General features: G+C 53.3%; 21 protein-coding genes and 1 other RNA gene. 15 read left to right on the top strand and 7 right to left on the bottom strand.

Annotation, left to right across the window (positions count from 1 at the left end; genetic code table 11):
• The 10 genes from V2154_RS01705 to V2154_RS01660 all read left to right on the top strand — a co-directional run bounded on the left by V2154_RS01705 (nucleotide 1) and on the right by V2154_RS01660 (nucleotide 7,429).
• Nucleotides 1–1,293, top strand: a complete 1,293-nt coding sequence (locus tag V2154_RS01705; protein ID WP_353500804.1) for an MFS transporter — start codon at nucleotides 1–3, stop codon at nucleotides 1,291–1,293.
• Nucleotides 1,294–1,447: 154 nt separating this feature from the next.
• Complete coding sequence (gene exuR / locus V2154_RS01700) at nucleotides 1,448–2,251, top strand: transcriptional regulator ExuR (RefSeq protein ID WP_353500803.1); 804 nt, start codon at nucleotides 1,448–1,450, stop codon at nucleotides 2,249–2,251.
• Nucleotides 2,252–2,792: 541 nt separating this feature from the next.
• Complete coding sequence (locus tag V2154_RS01695; RefSeq protein WP_353500802.1) at nucleotides 2,793–3,476, top strand: DedA family protein; 684 nt, start codon at nucleotides 2,793–2,795, stop codon at nucleotides 3,474–3,476.
• Nucleotides 3,473–3,859, top strand: a complete 387-nt coding sequence (gene mzrA / locus V2154_RS01690) for an EnvZ/OmpR regulon moderator MzrA (RefSeq protein WP_353500801.1) — start codon at nucleotides 3,473–3,475, stop codon at nucleotides 3,857–3,859. The genes V2154_RS01695 and mzrA overlap by 4 nt, the downstream gene beginning before the upstream one ends.
• 195 nt (nucleotides 3,860–4,054) lie before the next feature.
• Nucleotides 4,055–4,432, top strand: coding sequence for a DUF1090 domain-containing protein (locus tag V2154_RS01685; RefSeq protein ID WP_353500800.1), 378 nt, complete (start codon nucleotides 4,055–4,057; stop codon nucleotides 4,430–4,432).
• A gap of 173 nt (nucleotides 4,433–4,605) precedes the next feature.
• Nucleotides 4,606–4,911: an ElaB/YgaM/YqjD family protein gene (locus V2154_RS01680; RefSeq protein WP_353500799.1), complete on the top strand. Its 306-nt coding sequence runs from the start codon at nucleotides 4,606–4,608 to the stop codon at nucleotides 4,909–4,911.
• A gap of 2 nt (nucleotides 4,912–4,913) precedes the next feature.
• Complete coding sequence (locus V2154_RS01675; RefSeq protein ID WP_034786781.1) at nucleotides 4,914–5,318, top strand: phage holin family protein; 405 nt, start codon at nucleotides 4,914–4,916, stop codon at nucleotides 5,316–5,318.
• A complete protein-coding gene (locus V2154_RS01670; protein ID WP_353500798.1) occupies nucleotides 5,315–5,599 on the top strand; it encodes a YqjK-like family protein in 285 nt (94 codons plus the stop codon). The genes V2154_RS01675 and V2154_RS01670 overlap by 4 nt, the downstream gene beginning before the upstream one ends.
• A 283-nt stretch (nucleotides 5,600–5,882) precedes the next feature.
• Nucleotides 5,883–6,275, top strand: a complete 393-nt coding sequence (locus V2154_RS01665) for a DoxX family protein (RefSeq protein ID WP_034786772.1) — start codon at nucleotides 5,883–5,885, stop codon at nucleotides 6,273–6,275.
• Nucleotides 6,276–6,442: 167 nt separating this feature from the next.
• The gene (locus V2154_RS01660) at nucleotides 6,443–7,429 is read left to right on the top strand and encodes a glutathione S-transferase family protein (RefSeq protein WP_353500797.1); all 987 of its coding nucleotides are present in this window, start codon (nucleotides 6,443–6,445) and stop codon (nucleotides 7,427–7,429) included.
• 35 nt (nucleotides 7,430–7,464) lie between these two features.
• Here V2154_RS01660 and V2154_RS01655 read toward each other — a convergent pair whose 3' ends face one another.
• A complete protein-coding gene (locus V2154_RS01655) occupies nucleotides 7,465–8,370 on the bottom strand; it encodes a LysR family transcriptional regulator (protein ID WP_100938148.1) in 906 nt (301 codons plus the stop codon).
• Between the two features lie 112 nt (nucleotides 8,371–8,482).
• On the opposite strand from V2154_RS01655, the gene V2154_RS01650 reads away from it, so the two are divergent.
• Entirely contained in the window at nucleotides 8,483–9,187 is a 705-nt protein-coding gene (locus V2154_RS01650) for a pirin family protein (RefSeq protein WP_353500796.1), read from the top strand.
• A 74-nt stretch (nucleotides 9,188–9,261) separates the two neighbouring features.
• Here V2154_RS01650 and rnpB read toward each other — a convergent pair.
• Nucleotides 9,262–9,640, bottom strand: an RNA gene (rnpB, locus tag V2154_RS01645) — RNase P RNA component class A.
• Between the two features lie 25 nt (nucleotides 9,641–9,665).
• Entirely contained in the window at nucleotides 9,666–10,535 is an 870-nt protein-coding gene (gene rsmI / locus V2154_RS01640) for a 16S rRNA (cytidine(1402)-2'-O)-methyltransferase (RefSeq protein WP_353500795.1), read from the bottom strand.
• 62 nt (nucleotides 10,536–10,597) lie between these two features.
• On the opposite strand from rsmI, the gene V2154_RS01635 reads away from it, so the two are divergent.
• The 4 genes from V2154_RS01635 to dolP all read left to right on the top strand — a co-directional run bounded on the left by V2154_RS01635 (nucleotide 10,598) and on the right by dolP (nucleotide 14,332).
• Nucleotides 10,598–12,646 (top strand): penicillin-binding protein activator, encoded by a 2,049-nt coding sequence (locus V2154_RS01635; protein ID WP_353500794.1) that lies wholly within the window; start codon nucleotides 10,598–10,600, stop codon nucleotides 12,644–12,646.
• Nucleotides 12,647–12,724: 78 nt separating this feature from the next.
• Nucleotides 12,725–13,093, top strand: coding sequence for a YraN family protein (locus V2154_RS01630; protein WP_353500793.1), 369 nt, complete (start codon nucleotides 12,725–12,727; stop codon nucleotides 13,091–13,093).
• Nucleotides 13,094–13,156: 63 nt separating this feature from the next.
• Complete coding sequence (diaA, locus tag V2154_RS01625) at nucleotides 13,157–13,747, top strand: DnaA initiator-associating protein DiaA (protein ID WP_034786756.1); 591 nt, start codon at nucleotides 13,157–13,159, stop codon at nucleotides 13,745–13,747.
• Nucleotides 13,748–13,756: 9 nt separating this feature from the next.
• On the top strand, nucleotides 13,757–14,332 hold the full coding sequence (gene dolP / locus V2154_RS01620; RefSeq protein ID WP_034786754.1) for a division/outer membrane stress-associated lipid-binding lipoprotein: 576 nt from the start codon (nucleotides 13,757–13,759) through the stop codon (nucleotides 14,330–14,332).
• Nucleotides 14,333–14,411: 79 nt separating this feature from the next.
• Here the strand turns inward: dolP and V2154_RS01615 are convergent, their stop codons facing one another.
• From V2154_RS01615 to V2154_RS01600, 4 genes are all read right to left on the bottom strand, one after another.
• Nucleotides 14,412–15,851: a 6-phospho-beta-glucosidase gene (locus V2154_RS01615; protein WP_353500792.1), complete on the bottom strand. Its 1,440-nt coding sequence runs from the start codon at nucleotides 15,849–15,851 to the stop codon at nucleotides 14,412–14,414.
• 55 nt (nucleotides 15,852–15,906) lie between these two features.
• Entirely contained in the window at nucleotides 15,907–17,445 is a 1,539-nt protein-coding gene (locus V2154_RS01610; protein ID WP_353500791.1) for a PTS transporter subunit EIIC, read from the bottom strand.
• A 200-nt stretch (nucleotides 17,446–17,645) separates the two neighbouring features.
• Entirely contained in the window at nucleotides 17,646–18,398 is a 753-nt protein-coding gene (locus V2154_RS01605; RefSeq protein ID WP_034786749.1) for a MurR/RpiR family transcriptional regulator, read from the bottom strand.
• Nucleotides 18,399–18,446: 48 nt separating this feature from the next.
• Entirely contained in the window at nucleotides 18,447–18,950 is a 504-nt protein-coding gene (locus V2154_RS01600) for a GNAT family N-acetyltransferase (protein ID WP_353500790.1), read from the bottom strand.
• Between the last annotated feature and the right edge of the window lie 159 nt (nucleotides 18,951–19,109).

Genomic DNA, 19,109 nt, shown 5'->3' with positions numbered 1-19,109 from the left:
ATGGGTAAGATTAAAGGGTTACGCTGGTACATGATCGCACTGGTGACCGTCGGTACTGTTCTGGGGTATTTAACACGTAATGCCATCGCCGTAGCGGCACCGACATTACAAGATCAACTGCATATCACCACTCAACAATATTCTTATATTATTGCTGCCTATTCAGCCTGTTACACCATCATGCAGCCCGTGGCGGGCTACGTGCTGGACGTGATGGGCACCAAAGTGGGTTACGCCATGTTTGCCGTTATGTGGGCGCTGTTTTGTATGGCGACGGCGCTGGCCAGCAGTTGGGGCGGCTTGGCTATCGCCCGTGGCGCGGTAGGCATGGCAGAAGCGGCGATGATCCCGGCGGGGCTAAAAGCCAGCAGCGAGTGGTTCCCCGCCAAAGAGCGCTCCATTGCGGTAGGCTATTTCAACGTCGGTTCTTCCATCGGCGGCATGATTGCGCCGCCACTGGTGGTGTGGGCAATTGTGATGCACAGCTGGCAGATGGCGTTCGTCATCACCGGCGTGCTGAGTCTGGTGTGGGCGGTGTGCTGGCTGGTGTTCTATAAGCATCCGAAAGACCAGAAGAAGCTGAGTGAGCCTGAGCGTGAATACATTCTGGGTGGTCAGGAAGCCCAGCATCAAACCTCCAACAGCAAGAAGATGTCGGCGTGGCAAATCCTGCGTAATCGCCAGTTCTGGGGCATCGCGCTGCCGCGTTTTCTGGCAGAACCGGCCTGGGGGACCTTTAACGCGTGGATCCCACTGTTTATGTTTAAAGCCTATGGCTTCGACCTCAAGCATATTGCGATGTTTGCGTGGATGCCGATGCTGTTCGCCGATTTGGGCTGCATCGTGGGGGGCTATCTGCCACCTTTGTTCCAGAAATACTTCAAAGTGAACCTGATTGTCTCGCGCAAACTGGTGGTGACCATGGGCGCGCTGCTGATGATTGGGCCGGGGATGATTGGCCTGTTCGCCAGCCCTTATGCGGCCATCGCCCTGTTGTGCGTCGGCGGCTTTGCTCACCAGTCGCTGTCCGGCGCGCTGATCACCCTCTCCTCTGACGTGTTTGGCCGTAACGAAGTGGCGACCGCCAATGGTTTAACCGGCATGGCCGCGTGGACCGCCAGCACGCTGTTCGCCTTAGTAGTAGGCGCGCTGGCAGACACCCTGGGCTTCAGCCCGCTGTTTGCCGCGCTGTCGGTATTTGACCTGCTCGGCGCGATAGTTATCTGGACCGTATTGCAAAATCGCTCGGCGGTAGAGCCTGTTCCGCAGCCGTTGCAACCCGCGAAAGTCTAAACTTCGCGCCAACCGGCATGTCTTGAATCAGGCATGCCGGTTTTCACTTGAGTTGCACGGTGCAACGCCCTGCACTTCCCCGTATACTGGTATAACAAGTTTTGAACGCTAGACCCGCGCAATTCAATTTATCAGAGCGATGAAGAGTAAAATCATGGAACCCACTGAAACCAGACGTCTTTATCAACAACTGGCCGCGACGCTCAAGGAGCGTATTGAGGGTGGCGTTTATCCGGTCGGTGAGAAATTGCCCGCCGAACGTCTGATTTCGGAAGAGATGAATGTCAGCCGCACCGTGGTGCGCGAAGCCATCATCATGCTCGAAGTAGAAGGCTACGTGGAGGTGCGTAAAGGCTCGGGCATTCACGTAATGTCCAACCAACAGAAGCATCTGGTGGTGGCGGGCAGCGGCGGTACCGGCCTTGATTTCGGCGCTGCAGGCCCCTTTGAGCTGCTTCAGGCGCGCCAGCTGATTGAAAGCAATATCGCGGAGTTTGCAGCGACTCAGGTCACCAAGCAGGACATTATCCGGCTGATGGAGATCCAAGAGCAGGCGCGGCTTGAAGACCGTTTTCGCGATTCAGAATGGGATTTGAAATTTCACATTCAGGTGGCGCAATCCACCCAAAATAGCGCCATGGCGACCATCGTCGAGAAGATGTGGAGCCAGCGTCGGCAGAACCCTTACTGGCGCAAGCTGCACGAACATATTGATGAGAAGTCGATCGAAGGCTGGTGTGAAGATCACGACAAAATTTTGAAGGCGCTGATCCGCCGCGACCCGCACGCCGCCAAGCTGGCGATGTGGCAACATCTGGAAAACACCAAGCAGATGCTGTTCCGCGCCACCAGCGATGACTTTGAATTCAACGTTGATCGCTATATGTACTCAGAAAACCCGGTGGTGCATCTCGATTCACCACCTCTCAATGTCCCTACTCCGCTAAACAACAAATAGTGCCTCTTATAGCAGGCCGATTTCTCGACCTGCTTTCATCAATTTCTTCTGAATAATCCTACCCATTTGTCAGAAAAATAAGCCTCTACCTGTCAGCCATTGTCGAGTTGTGTCAGTCAGTGTAAAAGCGCGCCCCGTATGGCGTTGCGAACTTAAACCAATGCGCTCAAGCAGGTATATTTACCTGTCTCAAAGGTGGTTGTTTTGTTACAGTTAGACGACTTTTATTACCTAAGCGCCGAGCGATAAAATGCGCTTAATGCGAGGAATCGTCCAAAATACCCGCATAAAGACTAAGGAAAATAAAGGTTACAACGTTTTTTTTGCACTTAAGATGCATTTGATTGCCAGTGATCAATCGGCCTTTTGTATCAATTCCTATACTGCATGTATCAATACTCACGGCGTTTTGGGCTTTTTGCCCCGAATGCAGCGCCAGGGAAAGGCGTACTTCTCGGTCTGAAAGTCTCGCGTTGAGCATGCTTGCTCCGTAGTCGATTCAGGCGGGTTAACTGAAAACGATGGAGTTTCGCAAAAGTACATGGAAATCATTAGTTCGCTTATCGATGCCTTATGGCAACAAGATTATGAAACTCTGGCCAACCCTTCGCTGGTCTGGACGTTATATACCGTTTTATTTTTGATTATCTTCCTCGAAAACGGCCTGCTGCCCGCCGCCTTCCTGCCTGGCGACAGCTTATTAATTTTAGTCGGCGTATTGATTGCCAAAGACGCCATGAATTTCCCGCTTACCATCGTGCTGCTGACCACCGCCGCCAGCCTCGGCTGCTGGCTGAGTTATATTCAGGGCAAGTGGCTGGGCAATACGCGAATAGTGCAAGGCTGGCTGGCGCATCTCCCCGTGCAGTATCATGAGCGGGCGCACAACCTGTTCCACCGCCACGGCCTTTCCGCACTGCTGGTGGGCCGCTTTCTGGCCTTCGTCAGAACCTTATTACCGACCATCGCGGGCCTGTCCGGGCTGAGCAACGCGCGTTTCCAGTTCTTCAATTGGATGAGCGGCCTGCTGTGGATCTTAATTTTGACCACCCTCGGCTATTTCTTGGGTAAGACGCCGCTGTTCCTGAAGTACGAAGATCAGCTGATGAACTGCCTGATGCTGTTGCCGGTGGTGCTGCTGGTGGGTGGCCTTGGCGGCTCATTGCTGCTGCTGTGGCGTAAAAAGCAGGCCGATCGTCAGAATAAGGGCGATAAGGCACCGTGAAAATCAAACCGATTAAACGCTCAATCCTGTGGCCTATCACCTTGCTGACGCTGGTGTTGGTGGCGATTGTGATTGGATTTGCCGTCGCCCGCATGCCGCAGAACACTAACGCCCTGCAGATTCGCCCAGTGCGGGCCGGCGTGGCGCTGCCCGACGGCTTTTATGTTTACCAAAGCCTGAACCAGCGCGGCATTCGCATTCAGAGCATCACGCCGGTGCAGGACGGGCTGATCGTCGAACTGGACTCACTGGAGCAGCGCGAACTGGCGGAACACGCCTTGATGGATATCTTACCGCTGGGCTTCTCCATCCAACGCTGCGATCCGCCACAATCCCAGCTCTGGGTGCATAAAATCACCCGCGACCAGCTCAAATTAGGTTAACCCTCTCGCGCTTTCGGAATCCTCCCCTAAGCGCATCTATTATCTGCTGTTATACTTAATCCCACTGTATTGAAAAATTATCTGTGCCAAGACGGCGCATTTTTTCTATCGACCCATTTCGATAAGACGTTTTTCAGTGCTTTACCTACGGAAGAAATGCACCAGCGTTTCACAATGACTAAGGAAGACACCCTCATGAATCTGCGTTTATCCGCGCTGTTCGCTATACCGCTTTTCGCATTTTCTGCCGCATCTCTCGCTGCTTCGCAGCCACAGACTTGCGCCGCTAAACAACAGCAAATCAAGACCCAACTTGATTACGCACATCAGCACAACAATAAAGACCAGATCGCTGGCCTGCAAAAAGCCTTGAGCGAAAACCAAGCGCACTGCACGGACTCTGGTCTCAAAGCCGAATACGAAAAACATGTTGCTGAAAAGAAAGAAAAAGTTCAGGAACGTGAGCAAGAGCTGAAAGAAGCCCAAGCCACGGGCGACAGCAAAAAGATCGAGAAGAAACAGCAGAAGCTGGACGAAGCACAATCTGAATTGAAAGAAGCACAGGGCCAATAATTAGCCCTGTCAGACCGATTTTCCCCGTTCATAGCGGTGAAATGGCGTTATCTGACTCAGGCTTAACCTTAAATCGGGGGCTTTAGTCCTTAAATCAGGTGCCTAAGTTGCGATAACCCAGATATCCGCTATGTTAAAAGTTCGCATCAGTTAACGTATGGAGTGATACAAACATGGCTAAGAACACCACCTCAGAAAATCTGCGCGCGGAACTTAAATCGTTGGCTGATACCTTGGAAGAAGTTCTTCAAACTTCCACCGATAAGCCAAAAGCAGAGTTAGATAAGCTGCGCGGCAAGGCAGAAAGCCTGCTGAAAGACACCCGCTCTCGCCTGAGTGATACTGGCGATAAGCTGGCCCATCATTCGAAAGAAATCGCAGGTCGTGCTGATGATTACGTGCATGACAAACCTTGGACTGGCGTTGGTATTGGTGCTGCCGTCGGCGTAGTTATTGGCGTTCTGCTAGCACGCCGTTAATTATGGCTGAACCGATAAAGACTCCGCCACAAGGACCGGGCAAAGGGATACTTGATACGGCGCAACGCATTGTCACCGTTTTGGTTGGCATGGTTGAAACGCGTGTCAGACTGGCCGTCATTGAGCTGGAAGAGGAAAAGGCCAATATTTTCCAACTCTTGCTGATGGCGGGCATCACCCTCATCTTTACCGCTTTCGGTTTAATGAGCCTATTGGTTGTGCTGTTCTGGGCAATCGACCCGGCTTATCGACTTGTTGCAATGGGCACCACCACCGGCGTTTTACTGTTTCTGGCGGTGGTATTAGGTCTCTGGACGCTGTCGAAAGCGAAACGTTCAACTTTGTTGAGCATGACGCGTAAACAGCTGGATATTGACCGTTCATTGCTGGAAAAGGATGACCAATGAGCACACCTGACCGCGTTATCGAGAAAGTAAAACTGCTGCGTAAAATCGAGCGTCAACGCGCTGAGTTGTCTGCGGGCCGCCTAGAATGGCTCGAAGCAACCGCAAAAGTAGATCGCGGCTGGGTGAAGTTTATTGATATGCGTAAATACCTGGTGCTGGGTTCCAGCGTTCTGGCGATTTACGGCATCCGACATCCAAGTAAAGTGGTTCGCTGGTCGCGTCGCGCCTTTGGTATCTGGGGCACCGTGCAGCTTTTCCGCCGTAACTTTATAAAGCCGTAGCGCTAATTTATTGATTAAAGTCGACTAATTCATTTTTAATCAACGCGCAACGCGCTCCCCCACGGGCCAGTCCGGAATTTCTCCGACTGGCCCGTTTCTTTAAGTTCCCGCCGCGCTGTTCAATTTATTTGATAATAATAGACAGTTTTACTTGCTAACAACTGTTCAACTTTCCCCTTACTATCCCATCATCAACCAGACGCGGTAACGGTTGGGGATAATACCCGAACGTGCCGTTAATATTATTGTCGCCCAATTTGGGCAACATTTTTCGGAGTCGAAAATGACCAAAGTTAACAATACCGTCCTGCTTATCGCTCGTATCTTAATGCCGATTCTGTTCATCACTGCGGGCTGGGGCAAGATCACCAACTACGCAGGAACCGGTGCTTACATGAGCTCAATGGGTGTGCCATCTTTCCTGCTGCCACTGACCATTTTGCTTGAGTTCGGCGGCGGCTTGGCCATTCTGTTCGGCTTCCTGACCCGTACTACAGCGTTTATCACTGCAATCTTCACCATCCTGACTGCACTGATCTTCCACACTGATTTTGCTGTTGCCGTAAACCAGATGATGTTCATGAAAAACCTGTCTATCGCCGGTGGCTTCTTCGCCCTGTTCGTAGCGGGTCCGGGCGCAATCAGCATCGATCGCCTGATCAAGAAAAACTGGTAACAGTTCGCACATAAGAATGTGCCGCTATACTCAATAGACTGATGGGCGATGTGATTATTCACCTCGCCCTTTTTATTTCTTATCTGCACATCTCCCCAGCATGATTCGCGTTGCATCAATGCAGTACATCAAGATTCAGCACGAAGGATGATGGGAAAGGAGAGATCATGGGACAACTCGTCGAAGGCAAATGGCATGACGTTTGGTATGACACCAAATCCACCGGCGGCCATTTCAAACGCACTGAATCGCAATTTCGCAATTGGGTGACCCCCAACGGCGAGGCAGGTCCGCACGGCAAAAGCGGATTCGCCGCCGAGCCGAATCGCTATCACCTTTATGTCTCCCTCGCCTGTCCCTGGGCGCACCGCACCTTGCTTATGCGCGCCCTGAAAGGCTTGGATAAGCTGATTCCAGTTTCCGTGGTGCATCCGCTGATGCTGGAGAATGGCTGGACCTTCGCCACCGACTTCCCTGCCGCAACCGGCGACGACCTTTACCACCTGAACTTCGCCTACGAAATCTATTTGCGGGCACAGAAGGACTACACCGGGCGCGTCACCGTGCCTATCCTGTGGGACAAAAAGCTGCAAACCATCGTCAGCAACGAGTCAGCGGATATCATTCGCATGTTCAACAGCGCGTTTGATGCCCAAGGCGCGCGCGCAGGGGATTACTACCCGGAAAATTTGCGCCCGGCCATTGATGAAGTGAATGAGTGGGTCTATCCACTAATTAACAACGGCGTCTATAAAGCGGGTTTTGCTACCTCGCAGGAAGCCTATGACGAGGCGGTAAAAGGGGTATTTGAAGGGCTGGACCGAGCCGAAGCCCTGCTGGAGAAACATCGCTACCTGACCGGCAACCAGCTAACCGAGGCCGATTTGCGCCTGTGGACCACGCTGGTACGCTTCGATCCGGTCTACGTCACGCACTTCAAGTGTGACCGTTATCGCATCAGTGATTACCCGAACCTCTACGGCTTCCTGCGCGACATCTACCAGATGCCGGGCATTGCTGAAACCGTGGACTTCGCGCACATCCGCAATCACTACTATCGCAGCCACGCGACCATCAATCCGCACGGGGTGATCTCCACCGGCCCGGCGCAGGACTTAGATGCCGAGCACGGCCGCGACCTGCGTTTTAGCTAAGCTACATGCTCCCCTTTTGGCGAGGGGGAGCAAGCTTAGTTGGCGTCGCGAGTGCCGAGCAGCTTGGCGATTTCTCGCAGGAACCACGCCTTGGCTTCGCCCATGCTGTCACGACGCCACGCCATAATAATCTCCGCCTCGCGATTATACTCCGCGCTCACTACCCGCAGACGCCCCTCTTCGATATCTTTTTCCACCATCGGATAAGGCATGGTGGCGACACCCAAACCGGCCAGCAGCGCCTGACGCTTCTCTTCAATGGTGCTGACGGTTAAACGCTGCTGTTTGTCCAGCAGCTGCACGGTCAGAGTCGGGCGCTCGCGGGCGGTATCCGCCACCGCGATGCCGCGATACTTCACGCGGCTGACTTCCGACAGCGGCTCGGCTTCGAGATGAATCGGGTGATCCGGCGCGGCGACATAGACACTCATCAGCTTGTAGAGCTTGCGGCTGTTGATTTCAGATGATGAACGGAAGTGCATATCCGGCGCGATAACAATGTCGGCGCGGCCCTGCTCAAGGCGCTCCCAAGCTCCGGCTAACACTTCGGTTATCAGCGAAACCTGCGTGTTGGCTTTCAGCGCCAGCTTTTCAATTAACGGAAACAGCTGGGTAGCGGGAACCAGCGCTTCACAAACGATGGTGATTTGGGTTTCCCAACCGCGCGCCAGCGCTTCGGCATCTACGGTAAGTTTATCAGCGGCTTCGAGCAAAACGCGGCCGCGTTCGAGCAGCATGCGGCCAACGTTGGTGAATTTTGTCCGATGTCCTGAACGGTCAAACAACACCACGTCCAGCTCTTCCTCCAACTTCTGCATGGTGTAGCTCAATGCAGAAGGCACGCGGCCTAGCTCGTCTGCCGCCGCCGCAAAGCTGCCGCGCCGGTCGATGGCATCCATGACCCTGAGTGCTTCAAGTGTGAGTGCGCGATCCTTAGCCATGGGGTTCTCTGTCAGGAAATTTGAATATACCGACCAGATTAACTGGCTAACAATCAGTCGTCCAGACGCTTACCATTTAAGTATGGAATTTTTTTAACTGAGCCAGACCGCAATGATTAAGAGCAGAACTGCAAAAGAGTGCGGCACAGCTGACTTTGGTTGGCTTCAGGCGCGCTATACCTTTTCATTTGGGCACTATTTTGACCCAAAACTTATGGGCTACGCGTCACTGCGCGTTCTCAATCAGGAAGTGCTGGCGCCGGGTGCCAGCTTCCAGCCACGCACCTACCCGCACGTCGACATCCTGAATTTAGTGCTGCAAGGCAGCGCGGAGTACCGCGACGCCGAGGGCAACAGCGTTCGGGTCAACGAGGGCGAAGCCGTGCTGCTTTCAACCCAGAATAACGTTGCTTACAGCGAGCTGAACCTGAGTTCAACCCAGCCTCTGACCCGCATGCAGCTGTGGCTGGACGCCTGCCCGCAGCATGAAAATCCGCTGATCCAGCAGCTTAAGGTCGGCCAGCAGCCGCACCTGTTGCTGGCGTCGCCCGATGGCGAGAAAGGCAGCCTACAGCTGCGCCAGCAGGTGTGGATCCATCATATTGAGCTGGGCGAAGGCGAGAGCATTACTCTACCGATACGCGGCACGCGAGCCTATTTGCAATCGATTCACGGCCGCATCGACGCCCTGGGCGCAGAGAGTCAGGATAAGCAGAAGCTGGTGTGTGGCGACGGCGCGTTTATCCAAGGTGAGTCAGAAATCAGCCTGACCGCCAGCACCCCGCTGCGCGCCCTGCTGATCGACCTGCCGGTGTGACGCAATAAGCTTCACCGCAAACGCCATAAATGAAGAAGGCCCGTGTAACTTGCGTTACACGGGCCTTTTCGTATTGGAGGAGTTGACCGTTAAGCCGGGTTCTGTCGTGGACAGTCATTCATCTAGGCCAGCAATCGCTCACTGGCTCAAGCAGCCTACCCGGGTTCAGTACGGGCCGTACCATGTGAACCCCTATTTGGCCTTGCTCCGGGTGGAGTTTACCATGCCACGAACTGTTGCCAGCCGCGCGGTGCGCTCTTACCGCACCCTTTCACCCTTACCTGATCCCACTTGCGTGGGCCATCGGCGGTTTGCTCTCTGTTGCACTTGTCGTAAGCTCGCGCTTCCCAGGCGTTACCTGGCACCCTGCCCTATGGAGCCCGGACTTTCCTCCCCTTCATCTGTCTCCCCCGAAAGGGACGGCAACGAAGCGGCGACTGTCTGGTCAACTCCGGCGCGGATGATAGGCCAAAATGGCCTACTTGTCACCCTCTTGCTGGTCGAGTGCGTATTTATACAACGCATTCTTCTTCACGCCGTGGATCTCGGCGGCCAGCGAGGCGGCCTTTTTCAGCGGTAACTCTTTTTGTAGCAGCGCCAGCGTGCGCAGTGCCTCAGCCGGTAAGGCCTCGGTATCCACTTTATGGCCTTCGACAATCAGCACCATTTCGCCACGTTTGCGGGTTTCATCTTCTTTTACCCAGTCGAGCAGCGCGCCCACGGCGTCACCACGGATGTTTTCCCAGGTTTTTGTGATTTCGCGCGCCAGCACGACATAGCGATCTGGCCCCCACACTTCCACCATATCTTGCAGGCTGTCGAGCAGGCGGTGAGTGGATTCGTAGAAGATCAGGGTGCGAGGCTCTTCAATCAGTGCCTGAAGGGCATCTTTTCGTGATTTTGTTTTCGCAGGCAGAAAACCCTCGTAACAGAATTTATCCGAAGGCAAACCGGCGGCGCTCAGAGCCGCAATCGCCGCACAGGCCCCCGGCAAAGGAACCACACGAATACCGGCTTCACGGCAGCGACGCACCAGATGGTAGCCGGGGTCGTTAATCAGCGGCGTTCCGGCATCGGAAACTAACGCAATGCTTTGACCACTCTGCAATTTTGCTAATAAATGCTCGGCTTTTTGCTGCTCATTATGGTCATGTAAAGGGTACATTTTGGCGCTAATAGCGAAGTGTTGCAGCAGTAATCCGGTATGGCGGGTATCCTCCGCCGCAATCAAATCTACGCTGCTGAGCACCGCCAATGCACGCTGGGTAATGTCCCCTAAATTGCCGATTGGTGTCGGTACGATGTACAGCGTTGATGCAGAAATATCTGCTTGATCGTGTTGATTCATTGTTTCATCCGGATTGCCGATTTAATATTGAGCATCTTGAAAAAAACATCACTGGAAACTGAATGCCTTCCTCAACTACTTTTCGTACCCGCACGGGACGTTTGATCCCTGCCGTTATCGTGGCGATGCTTCTCGCCAGTTGTTCGAGCCAGGCACCGCAAGCGCCGACTGAAACCGTTCAGGCGAAGGCGACGGGCAGCTCAGACTATTATCTGCAGCAGGCCCAGCAAAGCGGTGATGATACCAAGGCTGACTGGCAATTACTTGCAGTTCGTGCCCTGTTGCGCGAAGGCAAAGTGCCTCAGGCAGCCGATCAGCTGGCCAATTTGCCGCAAAACCTGACCGCCGTGCAGGCGCAAGAGCAGCAGTTGGTGAGCGCCGAAGTGCAGGTCGCCCAGCAGAATTACCCAGCGGCGGCCACCACGCTGAGCAAAATCGATCCCTCCAACCTCAACAGCGACCAGCAGGCGCGTTTCTATCAAGCGCAAATCGACGCCAGCCAAGGCCGCACCAGCCTAGGCCTGCTGCGTGCCTATATCGCTCAGGAGCCGCTGTTACAGGGTAAACCGCATCAGAACAACATTGACGCCACCTGGGCCGCGCTGACTCAGATGACGCCGCAGGACGTTAGCAACATCACCATCAATGCGAATGAAAACACCCTGCAAGGCTGGCTCGACCTGCTCAGCGTCTGGCAGAGCAACAAGCAAGACCCTGACCTGCTGAAAGCCGGTATTAAAGACTGGCAGCGCCGCTATCCGGTGAACCCGGCGGCTAAGAGCCTGCCGACTCAGTTAAACAGCGTGCTGAACTTCCAACCTTCTTCTACGGAGAAGATTGCCCTGTTCCTGCCGATGAGCGGCGCGGCGCAGGTGTATGGCAATGCCATTCAGCAAGGCTTCAACGCAGCGATGAACGGATTACCTTCTGCTCAGCCTGCGGCGCAGCAGCAGCCAGCAGCAGATCCAAACGCGGCACCGGCCTCAGCTCCAGTTGACCCGAATGCCGCCGTTAGCCCTTCGGCCCAGCAGGACGGCGCGGATCAAGAGCAGCAGGCAGCCACTACTGCAGCAGCTCCGGCTGCCCCACAGCCAACCACGTCGGCTAACCCAAGTGCTCAGGTGAAAGTGTATGACACCAGCACCCAACCAATCCCAGCCTTGCTCGCGCAGGCTCAGCAAGATGGCGCGACTATCGTCGTCGGCCCATTGCTGAAGGATCAGGTCAACGGTTTGGCGGCAGATCAAACGCCATTAAACGTTTTAGCGCTGAATCAGCCAGAAACTGAGAAAAGCAGCCCGAATATCTGTTACTTTGCGCTCTCTCCGGAAGACGAAGCTCAGGATGCCGCGCGCCACATGTGGCAACAGCATCGTCAGGCTCCGCTGCTGTTGGTGCCGCGTGGTAACTTCGGCGACCGTATCGCTCAGGCTTTTGCCGATGAGTGGCAGAAACAGGGTGGACAAACGGTGCTGAAACAGGGCCTTGGCTCTTATGCAGAACTGAAATCCACCATCCGCAGCGGCATTCGTCTGACCGGCACGCCGGTGTCGAGCAGCGCGCAAGCGGCGGCGACCGCGCCGCAGGGCGTGACCATTGGCGGCATCACCATCCCGGCACCACCAACCGATGACCAGATCACTCAGGCCACCGGCGGCGGCGCATCGGGTAATGTAGATTCGGTGTATATCGTGGCGACGCAGGACGAGCTGACGCTGATTAAGCCGATGATTGATTTGGCTGTCAGCGGCCGCAATAAGCCAGCTGTCTACGCCAGTTCGCGCAGCTATCAGGCAGGCGCAGGCCCGGATTACCGTCTGGAGATGGAAGGCGTGCAGTTCAGCGATATTCCTCTGCTGGCGGGCACCAACCCGGCGTTGATGCAGCAAGCTACGGGTCAGTTCAAAAATGACTACTCGCTGGTGCGCCTCTACGCAATGGGTATCGACGCATGGGACTTGGCAAACCACTTCTCACAAATGCGCCAGATCCCAGGCTTCCAGATTAGTGGCAAAACCGGCCAGCTGAGTGCGAACCAAAACTGCGTGATCCATCGCAAAATGCCGTGGTTGCAGTACAGTAAAGGCGCGCTGGTGCCGGTTTCTTCTTAAATCATAGGTTTAAGACAAAGCTGAAAGCGTGAACGGGGTATCGGATTTACCCCGTTTTTTAAGTACAAGGATGTATAGATGTTAGGAAAAAACGCGACAACGCGCGAACGTGGCGCAGACTATGAAGTCTTCGCCCGGCGTTATCTCGAAAAAGCCGGGTTAATTTTCGTCGAGGCCAACGTGGCTTGCCGACAGGGTGAGATTGACCTGATCATGCGCGACCAGCAAACCATCGTGTTTGTTGAGGTGCGCTACCGTCGCAACGCCTTATTTGGTGGAGCCGCGGCCAGCGTGACGCATCAAAAACAGCGGCGTTTATTACAAGCCGCCTCTTTTTGGCTTGCACGAAGAAATGCGAGCTTTGACACATCATCTTGCCGTTTTGATGTTTTAGCCATCACGGGTAGCCAGATAGAATGGCTGCGTGATGCATTCAATGCGGATTAAGATTGTTTTGAGACTGACGCCTGCCATAGCGCAGCCGACATTTTACTGACTGGACTAAATCACGTGCTGGATAGAATCAAAGCCTGCTTTACTGAAAGTATTCAAACCCAGATTGCCGCCGCAGAAGCCCTGCCCGATGCGATTTCCCGCGCAGCAATGACGCTGGTGCAATCACTGCTAAACGGTAACAAGATACTGTGCTGCGGTAATGGTACTTCCGCCGCGAATGCCCAGCATTTTTCAGCCAGTCTGATTAATCGCTTTGAAACTGAACGTCCAAGCTTACCCGCAATCTCACTATGTGCGGATAACATCGTGCTGACGGCTATCGCTAACGATCGCCTGCATGAAGAAATCTACGCCAAACAGGTTCGCGCGCTGGGGCAGGCTGGAGACGTTTTACTGGCTATTTCCACCCGCGGTAACAGCCGTGATATTGTCAAAGCGGTTGAAGCAGCAGTGACCCGCGACATGACCATCGTCGCACTGACAGGGTATGACGGCGGTGAGTTGGCCGGTCTATTAGGGCCTCACGATGTTGAGATCCGTATTCCGTCCCATCGCAGCGCACGTATTCAGGAAATGCATATGCTCACAGTGAACTGCCTCTGTGACCTGATTGATAACACGCTGTTCCCTCACCAGGACGATTAAGGAGATCCAATGAAGGCGAGTCCTCTCTTTGCAGTATTGTTAAGCGCCCTACTATTACAAGGCTGCGTAGCGGCCGCCGTTGTTGGCGTCGCGGGCGTGGCAACGAAAACCACCACCGATCCACGTACCGTGGGTACTCAGGTGGATGACGGCACGCTGGAAGCTCGCGTGTCTAACGCCATTAGCAAAGATAAACAGCTTAAAGATGAAGCTCGCATTGTGGCGACCGCCTATCAGGGCAAAGTCTTGCTAACCGGCCAGACGCCAACGCCAGACATGGCCGCGCGCGCGAAGCAAATCACCATGGGTGTTGACGGCGCGAGCGAAGTCTACAACGAAATCCGTACCGGCAAGCCTGTCTCTATGGGCACTGCATCAATGGACACCTGGATCACCACCAAAGTCCGTTCGCAGATCCTGACCAGCGACTCGGTGAAATCTTCCAATGTGAAAGTGACCACTGAAAACGGCGAAGTCTTCTTGTTGGGTCTGGTAACTCAGGAAGAGGGGAAATCGGCGGCGAGCATTGCAGCCGGTGTGAGTGGTGTGAAACACGTCACCACTGCCTTTACCTACGTGAAGTAAATCATTTCGCTCATAACATTCAGGCCCTTAACGGGCCTGAATTCTTTTTGACTTTCAACAACTTGCTACAAAACTTGCCTTAAAGCACTTCGCCATTGCTGCTAATCACTTTCTTATACCAGTCAAAGCTCTGCTTGCGCGAACGCGCCATGGTTCCGCTGCCGTCATCGTTTTTATCGACGTGGATAAAACCGTAGCGCTTGCTGTACTCGCCGGTGGTGAAGGACACGCAGTCGATGCAGCCCCAAGGGGTGTAGCCCATCAGGTCAACGCCGTCTTCAAACACCGCTTTCTTCATCTGCTCAATATGCGCTTTCAGGTAGGCGATACGGTAGTCATCGTGGATCATGCCGTCTGGAGAAGCCTTATCGATGGCGCCAAAGCCATTTTCGACGATGAACAGCGGCTTCTGATAACGCTCGTACAGCACGCTCAGCGAGTAGCGCAGGCCTACTGGGTCAATCTGCCAGCCCCAGTCGGACGCCTTGACGTGCGGGTTCGGCACGCTGCCGGCAAAGCCAGACAAGCCGTTGTCATCGCTCGGGTTATGCGCCGACACCGCGTTACTCATGTAATAGCTCAGCCCCATGTAATCCGCGCAGCCTTCGCGCAGGGCTTGTTCGTCGCCCTCTTCCATCTGGATGTTAAAGCCGCGACGCTCCCACTCTTTAAGAATGTAGGACGGGTAGTATCCGCGCATGTGCACATCGCCAAACAGGAAGCGCTCACGCATGGACTCCACCGAGTACATCACGTCGTCCGGATGGCAAGAGAATGGATACAGCGGCACCATGGCCACCATGCACCCAATCTGGAAGTCAGGGTTAATGGCATGACCCAGCTTCACCACTTTGGCACTGGCCACGAACTGGTGGTGCAGCACCTGATACATGGTCTCTTCCGGGTTTTCGTGTTCGGTGAACACCACGCCGGAGCAGCAATAACCGAACAGCGGGTACTTCCAGTTGCGCTGGTTGTTGATCTCGTTGAAGGTCATCCAGTACTTCACTTTGTGCTTATAACGCTCCAGCACCACTTCACTGAACTTCACAAAGAAATCCACCACTTTGCGGTTTTTCCAGCCGCCGTACTCTTTTACTAAATGCCACGGCATTTCGAAGTGAGATAGGGTGATAACCGGCTCGATGCCGTGCTTAAGCAGCTCGTCAAACATGTTGTCGTAGAATTGCAGGCCAGCTTCGTTTGGCTGGGCCTCATCGCCATTGGGGAAGATGCGGGTCCAGGCAATCGAGGTGCGGAAGCATTTGAAGCCCATCTCAGCAAATAGCGCGATGTCTTCTTTATAGTGCGAGTAAAAATCGACGGCTTCATGGTTCGGATAGCGATAACCTTCAAGCACGCCATCGGTTCTCACGCGATCCACGCCGTGCGAGCCACCGGAAAGCACATCGGCGATACTTACGCCTTTACCGCCCTTGTTCCAGCCACCTTCAACCTGATGCGCGGCTACGGCACCGCCCCATAAAAAATCTTTCGGTAATTGCTGGCTGCTACTCATACAAATTCTCCCTTATTCAGGGCGGGAAGCTCCCGCCCAATCTACAAAATACTGATTAAGCCTGATTCAACTGGGCCTGTGGCGCCGTCGTATCAGCCGCCTTGGCACTGCTTTTGGGTTGGCTTTCCACTTCGTCTTTAAAGCCGACCAGATAGGTGAACAGCGCGCCGAGCACGAACGCCACGGTGATAGAAAGCAGGAATCCGAGGAACTGCGGCATGTGGCCTTCTTTGAAGAACACCGGCAGCACCGCGATGCCCGGCAGGCAGTAACTCCATGAAACGGCGTTGAATGAGCCTGCAATCGCGCCGCCAATCCCGCCCGCAGCACAGCTGCACAGGAAAGGTTTTTTCAGGCGCAGCGCCACACCATAGATAGCCGGTTCGGTGATCCCAAACAGCCCGGTTACGCCCGCTGACAGTGAAATACCTTTCATTTCACGGCTACGGGTTTTCAGATAAACGCCGAACATGGTGCCGGTCATAGCGAATACCGCAGAAGCCTGGAGGCCAGTGAAGGTGTCATAACCCAAGGTTGCGTAGTTGCCGACGGTAACCGGCGTAATGCCCCAATGAACGCCAAGGGTGACTAACGGCTGCCAGAAGGCACCCACCACGAAGCCTGCCACGGTCGGGCTGAGATGATACAGGTAGTTATAAACGCCGCCGATCGCGCCGCCAATCAGGTTGCCAATCGGGCCAAACACCAGCAGGGTCATCGGCACCATAATCGCGATACAGAACATTGGGGTGAACAGGTTGCGGATCACCACTGGCAGGATTTTATTGAAGAAACGCTCAACGTAGGACATCGCCCAAACCATCAGAATGATGGGGATAACTGACGCGGTGTAGCTGAGGTATTTCACCGGAATGCCGAGGAAGTCCAGCGTCGGCGCGGAGAGCGGAATGCCCACGAGATTGGTCAGAGCATTGGCGATTTCCGGGTTGCTAACGGCTTCACGCATCAATTGCTGCATCGCAGGGTCCGCAGAGTTGATAGTGGTGATTTTGAACGCCGTCACCATGTTCATGTAGTCAGGGCTGATCAGCGCACAGGCGGTGATAACAGCGGTGAATGGATGAACGTTGAATTTTTTAGCCGCCGTAAAGGCGATCATCACTGGCAGGAAGGTGAATGCCGTCCACGACACAAAGTTCAGGATGCGGTAAGTGCCGCTGCTGGAGTCCATAATGCCGACGGCGGCCAGGAAGGAGATGATCCCCTGTAAAATACCGCAGGCCGCGAGTTGGTAAAGGAAGGGAGTAAAAATGCTCGAGATGACGTCCATCACCCGGCTGACAATGCCGACATTCGGTGCAGAGACCGGGGCATTTTCGTCAACGGTGATCAGTCGCAGAACCTGTTTATAAGCATCGCTGACGTGGTTGCCGATAACCACCTGCATCTGCCCGCCCGCTTCGATAACGGTAATTACGCCTTTAACGCGTTTTAATTCCTCTTTATCGACAATGCTATTATCTTTCAAAATAAAACGTAATCGAGTTGCGCAATGTGTGACGCTAATCACATTATTATCGCCACCAATATATTTAACAACTTCCTGAGCAGTTTGAGCGTAATCAATCGCCATTATTATTCTCCTAATACCCGTGGTATTTGGCGCTTTGGCTGCCTAGCTGAAACGTCAATCACTGCGGGTATAACTTTTGGCACGAGAGGTGAGATTATTATTTTTATACTTCGGACGGGAGTTTAGCAAAAAAGAATTTGAAGTCACGATATAACAAAGCGGCTTATTTGGTAGATGTTACATATCTAAAACACCCTGTTTTATTTAGGGTGCTTAATAATATTTTCATTAATTAGCGGCGGCAGTTTTTTGCCGATAGTTTCGATAATATACAAAACTGGGATCTGCGTCGTAATATTGTAGTGGCCTTCGAGCAGAATGGGTGGCATGTGGTAAGAGATGTTGAGGTCCGCCATGCGGGCCAGCGTGGAACTTTCGCTGTTGGTCAGGCTGATAATTTTGCAATTCTGCAAACTGAACTGGCTGGCAATGCGGATGATCTCTTCTGTCTCGCCAGAAACCGAAAAAATAATCGCGATGGCATCCTGATACATATCGCTATTAATTGGGTAATAAGGGTCATCAATATAAGTGCTGAACTTACCAATATTAGAAAAAAAACGCGCGCTATATTTACCCAAAGCGCCCGACGTGCCAATGCCCACAAATATAATTCTGCGGGTGGAAGCAATTTGCGCAGCGGCTTTATCTAATAACTCATCAAACTCGCTATTATTAATACTTTTAAAGTAACTAATAATCTCACTAATACCGAAAGAGACCGGCGGCTTTTCATCACGTTCAAGATATAATTTAAAGCGAATACGGAATTCTGAATATCCGTCGCAATTCATTTTCTTGCAAAAACGCAGCACGGTGGTGGTGGAAACGCCCGCAGCATCAGCGAGTTCACGGATAGTCATATACATGACTTTATCCGTGTTTTTAATGATGGTGTTATACACCATCAATTCTAATTCGTTCAGCGTCGAAATTTCTTTATAAGTGAACATACTGATGCCTGTGCCAAAGTTAGCCGATCCAAACTTAATCGTGCCTGATTATAGCAGTTTAAGCATGGTAACTTCACAATCAGTATGACCTGTATTGCCTAATGGTCCGTCAATATGCACAAAACCTAAGTGCTCATATAAAGCCACGGCCTGCGTCAGGCTGCCGGTGGTTTCTAAATAGCAGCGTGCAAAGCCTTGGGTGCGGGCAAAATCTAATGCCTGTAAGGCTAATTTCTTGGCTAAACCTTTCCCGCGCAATGCCGAGTGGAAATACATTTTCTGTAATTCACACAAATCATCTTCTGCGCCCTGTAGAGGTGCGACCCCGCCGCCGCCCGCGATCTGCCCATCCAGCTCCACCACCCAATATGCGCAGCGCGGTTGGCTGTAATTTTCATATAAATGGTCAAGGTTGGGATCCGCCACCGTGTAGCCTTTGTCGGCGGTCAGGCCGAATTCGGCAGAGACTTGGCGGATAACATTCGCAATAGCGGCATTGTCTTCAGGACGTATCAGACGCACCTGCAAGTTGAGGGGTGTGGCGGTAGACATAAGGCTCACTCAATATGATGATAAAAACACAATCAGTCCGAATTAATACCACCTAACCGCGCAATGATGCAACGCCGGGGCCACGGATGCCGTTTTAAAATACGCAATAAATTTAGCTTGCGCCGCTGCAACAAAAAAGGCCGCGTGAGCGGCCTTTTG

Source organism: Ewingella sp. CoE-038-23, from assembly GCF_040419245.1.
In the GTDB taxonomy this organism is placed as follows: Bacteria; Pseudomonadota; Gammaproteobacteria; order Enterobacterales; family Enterobacteriaceae; genus Ewingella; species Ewingella allii.
This window is presented reverse-complemented; position numbering and strand designations above follow the sequence as displayed.

Coding starts and splice junctions, on each gene's coding strand:
- dolP (WP_034786754.1), top strand. CDS start 13,757: ATGAAGGCGAGTCCTCTCTTTGCAGTATTGTTAAGCGCCCTACTATTA.
- V2154_RS01600 (WP_353500790.1), bottom strand. CDS start 18,950: ATGTCTACCGCCACACCCCTCAACTTGCAGGTGCGTCTGATACGTCCT.
- V2154_RS01615 (WP_353500792.1), bottom strand. CDS start 15,851: ATGAGTAGCAGCCAGCAATTACCGAAAGATTTTTTATGGGGCGGTGCC.
- V2154_RS01695 (WP_353500802.1), top strand. CDS start 2,793: ATGGAAATCATTAGTTCGCTTATCGATGCCTTATGGCAACAAGATTAT.
- V2154_RS01675 (WP_034786781.1), top strand. CDS start 4,914: ATGGCTGAACCGATAAAGACTCCGCCACAAGGACCGGGCAAAGGGATA.
- V2154_RS01660 (WP_353500797.1), top strand. CDS start 6,443: ATGGGACAACTCGTCGAAGGCAAATGGCATGACGTTTGGTATGACACC.
- exuR (WP_353500803.1), top strand. CDS start 1,448: ATGGAACCCACTGAAACCAGACGTCTTTATCAACAACTGGCCGCGACG.
- V2154_RS01655 (WP_100938148.1), bottom strand. CDS start 8,370: ATGGCTAAGGATCGCGCACTCACACTTGAAGCACTCAGGGTCATGGAT.
- V2154_RS01685 (WP_353500800.1), top strand. CDS start 4,055: ATGAATCTGCGTTTATCCGCGCTGTTCGCTATACCGCTTTTCGCATTT.
- V2154_RS01650 (WP_353500796.1), top strand. CDS start 8,483: ATGATTAAGAGCAGAACTGCAAAAGAGTGCGGCACAGCTGACTTTGGT.
- V2154_RS01635 (WP_353500794.1), top strand. CDS start 10,598: ATGCCTTCCTCAACTACTTTTCGTACCCGCACGGGACGTTTGATCCCT.
- V2154_RS01665 (WP_034786772.1), top strand. CDS start 5,883: ATGACCAAAGTTAACAATACCGTCCTGCTTATCGCTCGTATCTTAATG.
- V2154_RS01705 (WP_353500804.1), top strand. CDS start 1: ATGGGTAAGATTAAAGGGTTACGCTGGTACATGATCGCACTGGTGACC.
- V2154_RS01610 (WP_353500791.1), bottom strand. CDS start 17,445: ATGGCGATTGATTACGCTCAAACTGCTCAGGAAGTTGTTAAATATATT.
- rsmI (WP_353500795.1), bottom strand. CDS start 10,535: ATGAATCAACACGATCAAGCAGATATTTCTGCATCAACGCTGTACATC.
- V2154_RS01630 (WP_353500793.1), top strand. CDS start 12,725: ATGTTAGGAAAAAACGCGACAACGCGCGAACGTGGCGCAGACTATGAA.
- V2154_RS01680 (WP_353500799.1), top strand. CDS start 4,606: ATGGCTAAGAACACCACCTCAGAAAATCTGCGCGCGGAACTTAAATCG.
- V2154_RS01605 (WP_034786749.1), bottom strand. CDS start 18,398: ATGTTCACTTATAAAGAAATTTCGACGCTGAACGAATTAGAATTGATG.
- V2154_RS01670 (WP_353500798.1), top strand. CDS start 5,315: ATGAGCACACCTGACCGCGTTATCGAGAAAGTAAAACTGCTGCGTAAA.